7 protein-coding genes are annotated in these 7,376 nt (G+C 73.2%); 6 read left to right on the plus strand and 1 reads right to left on the minus strand.

All coding sequences use genetic code 11. The annotated features are described in order from the left end of the window. Positions 1–619 (plus strand): hypothetical protein (locus I59_RS06440; protein ID WP_022903160.1); only part of this gene is annotated, 619 nt, incomplete at its 5' end. A 115-nt stretch (positions 620–734) separates the two neighbouring features. On the opposite strand, the gene I59_RS20730 is transcribed toward I59_RS06440, so the two are convergent. Further along, complete coding sequence (locus I59_RS20730; RefSeq protein WP_022903161.1) at positions 735–1,616, minus strand: hypothetical protein; 882 nt, start codon at positions 1,614–1,616, stop codon at positions 735–737. Between the two features lie 104 nt (positions 1,617–1,720). Between I59_RS20730 and I59_RS20735 the strand changes: the two genes are divergently transcribed. The 5 genes from I59_RS20735 to I59_RS06470 all read left to right on the plus strand — a co-directional run. Next, on the plus strand, positions 1,721–3,706 hold the full coding sequence (locus tag I59_RS20735) for a DUF6350 family protein (protein ID WP_022903162.1): 1,986 nt from the start codon (positions 1,721–1,723) through the stop codon (positions 3,704–3,706). 31 nt (positions 3,707–3,737) lie between these two features. Beyond that, positions 3,738–4,331 carry a phosphoribosylglycinamide formyltransferase gene (gene purN, locus I59_RS06455; RefSeq protein WP_022903163.1) on the plus strand — a complete coding sequence of 198 codons (594 nt, stop codon included), beginning with the start codon at positions 3,738–3,740 and terminating at the stop codon, positions 4,329–4,331. After that, entirely contained in the window at positions 4,328–5,959 is a 1,632-nt protein-coding gene (purH, locus tag I59_RS06460; protein WP_022903164.1) for a bifunctional phosphoribosylaminoimidazolecarboxamide formyltransferase/IMP cyclohydrolase, read from the plus strand. The genes purN and purH overlap by 4 nt, the downstream gene beginning before the upstream one ends. Positions 5,960–6,118: 159 nt before the next feature. Beyond that, positions 6,119–6,277: a hypothetical protein gene (locus tag I59_RS22685; RefSeq protein ID WP_175327605.1), complete on the plus strand. Its 159-nt coding sequence runs from the start codon at positions 6,119–6,121 to the stop codon at positions 6,275–6,277. Positions 6,278–6,627: 350 nt separating this feature from the next. Beyond that, a partial coding sequence (locus tag I59_RS06470) for an ABC transporter ATP-binding protein (RefSeq protein WP_022903166.1) occupies positions 6,628–7,376 on the plus strand: 749 nt, incomplete at its 3' end.

Here is a 7,376-nt window from a genome sequence, read left to right on the forward strand (position 1 = left end):
CGAGGTCCCGCTCGTCGTCGTCATCACCGAGGGCATCCCGGTGCAGGACTTCGCGGAGTTCTGGGCACACGCCAAGGCGCTCGGCGGGAAGACCCGGATCATCGGCCCGAACTGCCCCGGCATCATCACCCCGGGCGAGTCGCTCGTCGGGATCACCCCGGCGACGATCACCGGCAAGGGGCCGATCGGACTCGTCTCGAAGTCCGGCACCCTGACCTACCAGATGATGTACGAGCTCCGCGACCTCGGCTTCTCGACCGCCATCGGCATCGGCGGCGACCCGGTCATCGGCACCACCCACATCGACGCGCTCGCCGCGTTCGAGGCCGATCCCGAGACCTCGGCCATCGTCATGATCGGCGAGATCGGCGGTGACGCCGAGGAGCGTGCCGCCGACTACATCAAGGCGCACGTCACGAAGCCGGTCGTCGGGTACGTCGCCGGCTTCACCGCGCCCGAGGGCAAGACCATGGGGCACGCGGGCGCGATCGTGTCCGGCTCCGCGGGGACGGCCGAGGCGAAGAAGCAGGCGCTCGAGGCCGCCGGCGTCAAGGTCGGCAAGACGCCGTCCGAGACGGCGGCGCTGCTGCGCGAGGTGGTCGCCGCCGCGACGGCGTAGCGACCCCGCCGGACCACGGGTCCGGACAGACGGCCGGGAGGCACGGTGCGGGTTCGCGCCGTGCCTTCCGTCGTCCGGGTGGTTCCCGAGCCCCGAGCCCCGAGCCCCGTGCCCGTCAGGCCGGGTCGGTCGCCGCCAGGGTCGTCGCGGGTTCCTGCGTGTCGCCGGTGATCCGCGCGAGCACCTCGGGGGTCCAAGCGGCCGAGACCTGGCGGTCGTTGCCGCCCGCATCGACGTTCGTCTCGGCGAGCGTCGGGCCGGACCCGATCGGCAGGTGCAGGATGTGCCGGTGGTCGTAGCGGCCGACCGACTTCGGCGCGGTGCCCGACTCCACCGCGACCCGGTGCAGCCAGATGTCGTCCGCGCGCGGAGCCGCCGCGCGGAACTCCTCGTGTCGGTCCCGGAGCGCCTCGAGCATGCGCGGCGTGAGGACGTGCCCCCAGCCGCCCGTCGCCAGGTTGCGCGGCGAGGAGCCGCGTGCACCGATCCGCCCCCATTCCGCGTAGGGCGCGACGGCTCCGCCGACGACCGCGATGTCGCGGGCGCGGTGCGAGGTGTTCGTCGAGGTGTCGGCGGCGTGCTCGCGCATGAGGGTCTCGAGCCAGCGGCGCGGGAAGAGCCAGTCGTCGTCCGCCGTGACGAGTGGCACCCGGTGCACGCGCTCCGACTGGACGTACGGGTAGTACTTCTTGTGCGGACCGTCGTCCTCGGCCAGCCGTACCTCCAGCCCACGACGGACCAGCCGGCGCAGTCCCGGCGTCAGCGCGTGCACCGCGCGCGGGTCGTCGAGCCACAGGACCAGTCGGCTCGGTCGGAACGAGCCCGCCGCGATGCTCTCGAGGGCCAGGTGTGCGGAGGTGATGCGCTCACCGAAGCTCGTCATGCTCACGACCGGGCCATCGTCGGTGTCGCACACCGGCACGTCCGAGGTCGCGTTGCGCAGTCGGAGGGCGGTCATGCGGGTGGCCTTCGCGGCTGCGAGCGAGATCGTGTGCATACAAACATTATGAATACGAAATACCAACACGGCAAGGGTGTGGTCGGGTGACGCCCCCGCGCGGCTCACTCGAGGACGTCCGAGCAGCACGTAGCCTGGCCCGGATGAACCGCCTGGGAACCGCCGTGCTCGCCGCGATCGAGGGGATCGTGACGGTCGGCGTGGGCGTCGGGATCGCGCTCGTGCCGCTGACCCTGTTGTGGGGCTTCGAGTACGGTCTGCAGGTCGACTGGGACGTGTTCTGGAAGGCCAGCGGCAGCGTCTGGCTCGTCGGACACGGGGTCGACGTGACGTTCCTGCTCGGTTCGGCGCTCGCGCGGTCGTCCGGGGTGAGCGGGGCATCGGCGCCGATCCACGTCACGCTCGCGGCGCTCGGGTTCGCCCTCGTCACGGCATGGCTCGGCGCCCGTGCGGGTCGGCGCTTCGCGGAGACGGCGCACCGGACGACCGGGGTGCTCGTCGGCACCGCCGTGGTCGCCGTGCTGGGCCTCGCCGTGGCGCTCTCGTCGACCTCCACCGCGACGGAGCCGAGCGTCTGGCAGGCCGTCGTGTTCCCCGCACTCTGGTTCGGGATCCCGGCGTTCGTCGGCTCCGAGGTGTGCCGCGCGCGCCGGATGCTCCCGCCCGACCCGGTCTTGCAGCGGGCGATCGACCTGGTGCAGCGGATCCCCGCGGTCTGGCGTGCCGTGGCGGCGTTCGGACTCCGGGTCGGCACGGCCGCGACCGCCGTCGTCGTCGCGGTCGCCGGGGCCGTGGTCGCGTTCCTGCTGTTCGGCTCGTTCGCCGAGGTCATCACGCTGTACGAGCGGTCGCACGCCGGTGTCGTCGGGGGCATCGCGCTGACGGTCGGACAGCTGGCGTTCCTGCCGGACTTCGTCGGCTGGGCGACCTCGTGGCTCGTCGGGCCCGGGTTCGCCATCGGCACCGGCTCGAGCGTCTCGCCGATCGGCACCTCGCTCGGCCCGATCCCAGGGCTCCCGGTCTTCGGCGCACTGCCCGCGTCCGGTCACACCTTCGGACTGGTCTGGGTCCTCGTGCCGGTCGTCGCGGGGTTCGCGGTCGCTGGACTCCTGCGGCCGCGGCTCGTCCGGGCGCTCGGCACCGCCGACTCCGCGCTGCACCGGGCGCTCGGCGGCGTCGCGGCCGGCCTCGTCGCGGGGGTCCTCACCGGCTTCGTCGCCTGGATCTCGTCCGGCTCGTTCGGGCCCGGCCGGCTCGCGGAGGTCGGGCCGCACGCGCTCGTCGTCGGTGCGTTCGCCGCGCTCGAGGTCGGCGTGCCGGCGGTCGTCGCGCTCGCCGTCGGCAGCGACCTCGTGCGGCTGCCGGAACGTCGGGAGCGCTGGACCGAGACGGACGACGACGACACCGCGGCAGGCGCCGAGGGGTCGTTGCTCGCCGCGCTCGACCGAGCCGGGGCGGGTCGGACGACCGAGGTCCACCGCTTCGTGGTCGAGGAGGTGCACGAGCCCGTCGACCACGCGCCGGCCGCCGGCGGGGCCGACGCCGACGCCGACGCCGAGTCGAGCACGGCCTCGGTCGACGACGGACCGGTCGCTGCCACCTCGGGGCCGGAGCGGGACGCTGACGCCGGGCCGGACGTCCACCGGGACGCCGACGCGGACGTCGAACTCCCCGCGTGGGCCCGGACGGACGTCGTCGCCGCCGACCGCGTCGACCACGAGGCCCCGGACCACGCCGGCCGCCCCGCCTTCAGCGCAGTGCGCGACCGCCTGCGTGGCGCCGCCGACGGTGTGCGCGGCGGGGTCCGGGACCGTGCGGCAGCCCTGCGCGATCGGGTCGCCGGCAACGACGTGGGACCGGCCTCGGCGCCGCTGCCCACCGCGCCGGGAACGGAACCGCAGCCGGCGTTCCCCTGGAGCACGGAGGAGTTCGTCGCGGGCCACCACGACCGGCCTGACGACCACGACGAGCCCGGTGAGCACGACGAGCCTGACGACCACGACGAGCACGACGCGGACGACGGACCCGCCTCGCGTGACCGCGCCGCCGCCGCACCGAACTGGGACCGCACCGACCAGATCCCCGAGGACGAGCTGCCCTGGTGGCGCAGGCCCAAGTCGGCGGAGTAGCACGCCCGAGCGCCCCGGTAGGCTGGACCCCGTGCTCGAACTGGTCGTCCTGATCTCCGGTACCGGGTCGAACCTCCGGGCGCTGCTCGAGGCGACCACGGACGCCGAGTACCCCGCCCGCGTCGTCGCGATCGGGGCCGACCGTGACGCCGAGGGGCTCGGTCTGGGCGAGGAGTTCTCGATCCCGACCTTCACCGTTCCGTACTCCCGCTACGCCAGCCGCGCCGAGTGGGGCGCCGCCCTGGCCGAGCAGATCCGCCCCTGGTCGCCGGACCTCCTGGTGCTGTCGGGCCTCATGCGCCTGCTGCCGCCGGCCGTCGTCGCCGAGTTCTCCCCGGCGATCATCAACACCCACCCCGCGTACCTGCCCGAGTTCCCCGGCGCCCACGGTGTCCGCGACGCCCTCGCCGCCGGCGTCACCGAGACGGGCGCGAGCGTCATCGCGGTCGACGACGGCGTCGACTCGGGCCCGATCCTCGCGCAGGAGCGTGTCCCGGTGCTGCCGGGCGACTCCGAGTCGACGCTGCACGACCGCATCAAGCCGGTCGAACGTCGCCTGCTGATCCAGACCGTCCTCGACATCGCCAACGGCAAGACCGACCTGAAGGGCTCCCCGAACGCATGAGCGTGCACGCCGCCGACCCCAGCCTGTACCGCGACCGTGACGTGGTGCCCGTGCGCCGCGCACTGATCTCGGTGTCCGACAAGTCCGGTCTGCTGGAGCTGGCCGGCGCGCTCGCCGACGCCGGGGTCGAGATCGTGTCGACGGGGTCCACCGCGCAGACGATCCGTGACGCGGGCTTCGCGGTGACCGACGTGTCGAGCGTGACGGGCTTCCCGGAGTCGCTCGACGGTCGTGTGAAGACCCTGCACCCCTCGGTGCACGCCGGTCTCCTCGCCGACCTGCGCCTGGAGTCGCACGAGCAGCAGCTCGCCGAGCTCGGCATCGAGGCCTTCCAGCTCGTCGTCGTGAACCTGTACCCGTTCGTCGAGACGGTGGCGTCCGGTGCCGACACCGCGACCGTGGTCGAGAACGTCGACATCGGCGGCCCGGCGATGGTCCGCGCGTCGGCGAAGAACCACCCGAACGTCGCGATCGTCGTCTCGCCGTCCTCCTACGCCGAGGTCGTCGAGGCCGTCCGCGCCGGCGGCACGACGCTCGAGCTCCGGAAGCGTCTGGCGGCGCAGGCGTTCGCCCACACCGCCGCGTACGACACCGCGGTCGCCTCCTACTTCGCCTCGGACGTGATCGGCACGGTCGCGGCGGCTGACGGCGCCGGCCAGGAGGCCCGTGCGGACTTCCCGGAGCACCTCTCGGTCGACGCGGGGCTGGCCACCACGCTCCGCTACGGCGAGAACGCACACCAGCGCGCCGCGCTCTACCGCGCCGAGGACGGCACCGGCATCGCCCAGGCGACGCAGCTGCACGGCAAGGAGATGTCGTACAACAACTACGTGGACGCCGACGCCGCCGTCCGCGCCGCCTACGACTTCGCCGAGCCCGCGGTCGCGATCATCAAGCACGCGAACCCGTGCGGCATCGCCACCGCACCGGCGGACGCAGCGGACCCGATCGCCGCCGCCCACGCCGCCGCGCACGCCTGCGACCCGCTGTCGGCCTTCGGCGGGGTCATCGCCGCGAACCGTCCCGTGACGCTCGGGATGGCCGAGACCGTCGCGGACATCTTCACCGAGGTCGTCGTGGCCCCGGCCTTCGACCCCGAGGCGCTCGAGGTGCTCTCGCGGAAGAAGAACATCCGCCTCGTGCAGCTGCCCGCGGACTTCGCGCTGGCGCCGCAGGAGGTCAAGCAGGTCTCCGGCGGGTTCCTCGTGCAGGACGCCGACCGCTTCGACGGGTTCGACCAGTCGACGTGGACCCTGGTGTCGGGCGAGCCCGCGGACGAGCAGACCCTGGCGGACCTCGCGTTCGCCTGGAAGGCCTGCCGCGCCGTGAAGTCGAACGCGATCCTGCTGGCGAACGCGGGCGCGAGCGTCGGCGTCGGCATGGGGCAGGTCAACCGGGTCGACTCGTGCCACCTCGCCGTGGACCGGGCCGGGGACCGCGCCGCCGGGTCGGTCGCGGCCTCCGACGCGTTCTTCCCGTTCGCCGACGGCCTGCAGGTCCTGCTCGACGCCGGGGTCCGCGCGGTCGCGCAGCCGGGCGGCAGCGTCCGCGACGACGAGGTCATCGCCGCGGCGACGGCAGCGGGCGTCACGATGTACCTGACGGGCGAGCGGCACTTCTTCCACTGAGTCGAACAACCGCAACCGTCGGAAAACGCTTGCGCGCTCCGTTCGACTGTGAATATTCTGTAAGGCTCCGCGACAGGCAGCCGACGACCCAGCAGGAGACTGCTCCGGGCCGGCGGCACCGCGGACACAACGGTGACGACGACGACGACTGGAGTGACGATGCACACGACGACCCCGACCACGGCCATGGCAGCCCGTGCGGACATCGTGCGCCTCGTGGGGACCGCTCCCGACGCACGGCCCCGCTTCGCACCCGGAGCCGTCGCGCCGTACCCGTTCCCGGGTACGCCCGCCGTCACGGCACCGCTGTCCGCGTAGGGCTGGATCCCACAGCCAGCGACGAGCCGTCGGTCACGACCGACGACGACGAGCACGCGACGAGCCGCCGGGTGACCACCGGCGGCGACGAGCACGGGCCCGCGCGAGCCCACGCCTGAACCCGGGGACGGACACGCCCCCGGTGCACTCCGACCGATCCGACGCCGCGCTGTGCGGCGGCGAACGGCCACGACGCGAGGCCGACCCGCCCCACCGGGCAGGAGCGGCCCACGACCGGGCCACCCGCTCGGCCGACGACCACCACGCAACGGACACCGAGCCTCCCGGCTGACGGCTGCGACAGCAGCGACCGGCCAGGGGCTGCGGCACGACGCACGAGGACGCAACGCATGTCCAAGACGCCAGACCAGGCGCGCCCGTCCACCGACCGACCCTCGACCTTCCGCGCCATCGCGCGGATCCACCCCTACGTGAAGCCGTACCAGCGTCGGCTCATCGGCGGCATGGCCGCTGCGATGGGCGCCTCGCTGGTGGCGCTCGCGATCCCCTACGTCCTGCAGTGGCTCGTCGACGGCCCGCTGTCCTCGGAGGACGCCGCGCAGATCTGGCCGGCCGGCCTCGGCGTGCTCGCGCTCGGTGTGCTCGAGGCGTTCTTCATCGCCTCGCGTCGCCGGCTCGTCATGCGTCCGTCGACGCGGATCGAGACGAGCATGCGGAACGCGCTCTACGCGAAGCTGCAGGACCTGCCGGTGGCCTTCCACGACCGCTGGGAGTCCGGCCAGCTGCTGTCCCGGTCGGTGTCCGACCTGTCGCTCATCCGCCGGTGGCTGGCGTTCGGCGTCGTGCTGCTCGTCGTCAACATCGTGACGATCGTGGTCGGCTTCGTCGTGCTGTTCTCCTTCGGGTGGTTGCTCGGCCTGGTGTTCCTCGTCGCGTCGATCCCGCTGTGGATCAACGGCCTGCTGTTCGAGCGCAAGTACTCGGTGGTGGCCCGGCGCAGCCAGGACCAGGTCGGCGACCTCGCCACGAGCGTCGAGCAGTCGGTGCACGGCATCCGCGTGCTCAAGGCGTTCGGACGCGGCCGCTCCAAGCTCGACGAGTTCAGCGAGCAGGCCGAGGCGCTGCGCGGCNCCGAGAT

Source organism: Curtobacterium sp. B8, from assembly GCF_000333315.1.
Taxonomy (GTDB): domain Bacteria; phylum Actinomycetota; class Actinomycetes; order Actinomycetales; family Microbacteriaceae; genus Curtobacterium; species Curtobacterium luteum.

Excerpts from the sequence above, each read along its gene's own strand:
- I59_RS20735 (WP_022903162.1), top strand. The coding sequence starts at position 1,721 with ATGAACCGCCTGGGAACCGCCGTGCTCGCCGCGATCGAGGGGATCGTG.
- I59_RS22685 (WP_175327605.1), top strand. The coding sequence starts at position 6,119 with ATGCACACGACGACCCCGACCACGGCCATGGCAGCCCGTGCGGACATC.
- purH (WP_022903164.1), top strand. The coding sequence starts at position 4,328 with ATGAGCGTGCACGCCGCCGACCCCAGCCTGTACCGCGACCGTGACGTG.
- I59_RS20730 (WP_022903161.1), bottom strand. The coding sequence starts at position 1,616 with ATGCACACGATCTCGCTCGCAGCCGCGAAGGCCACCCGCATGACCGCC.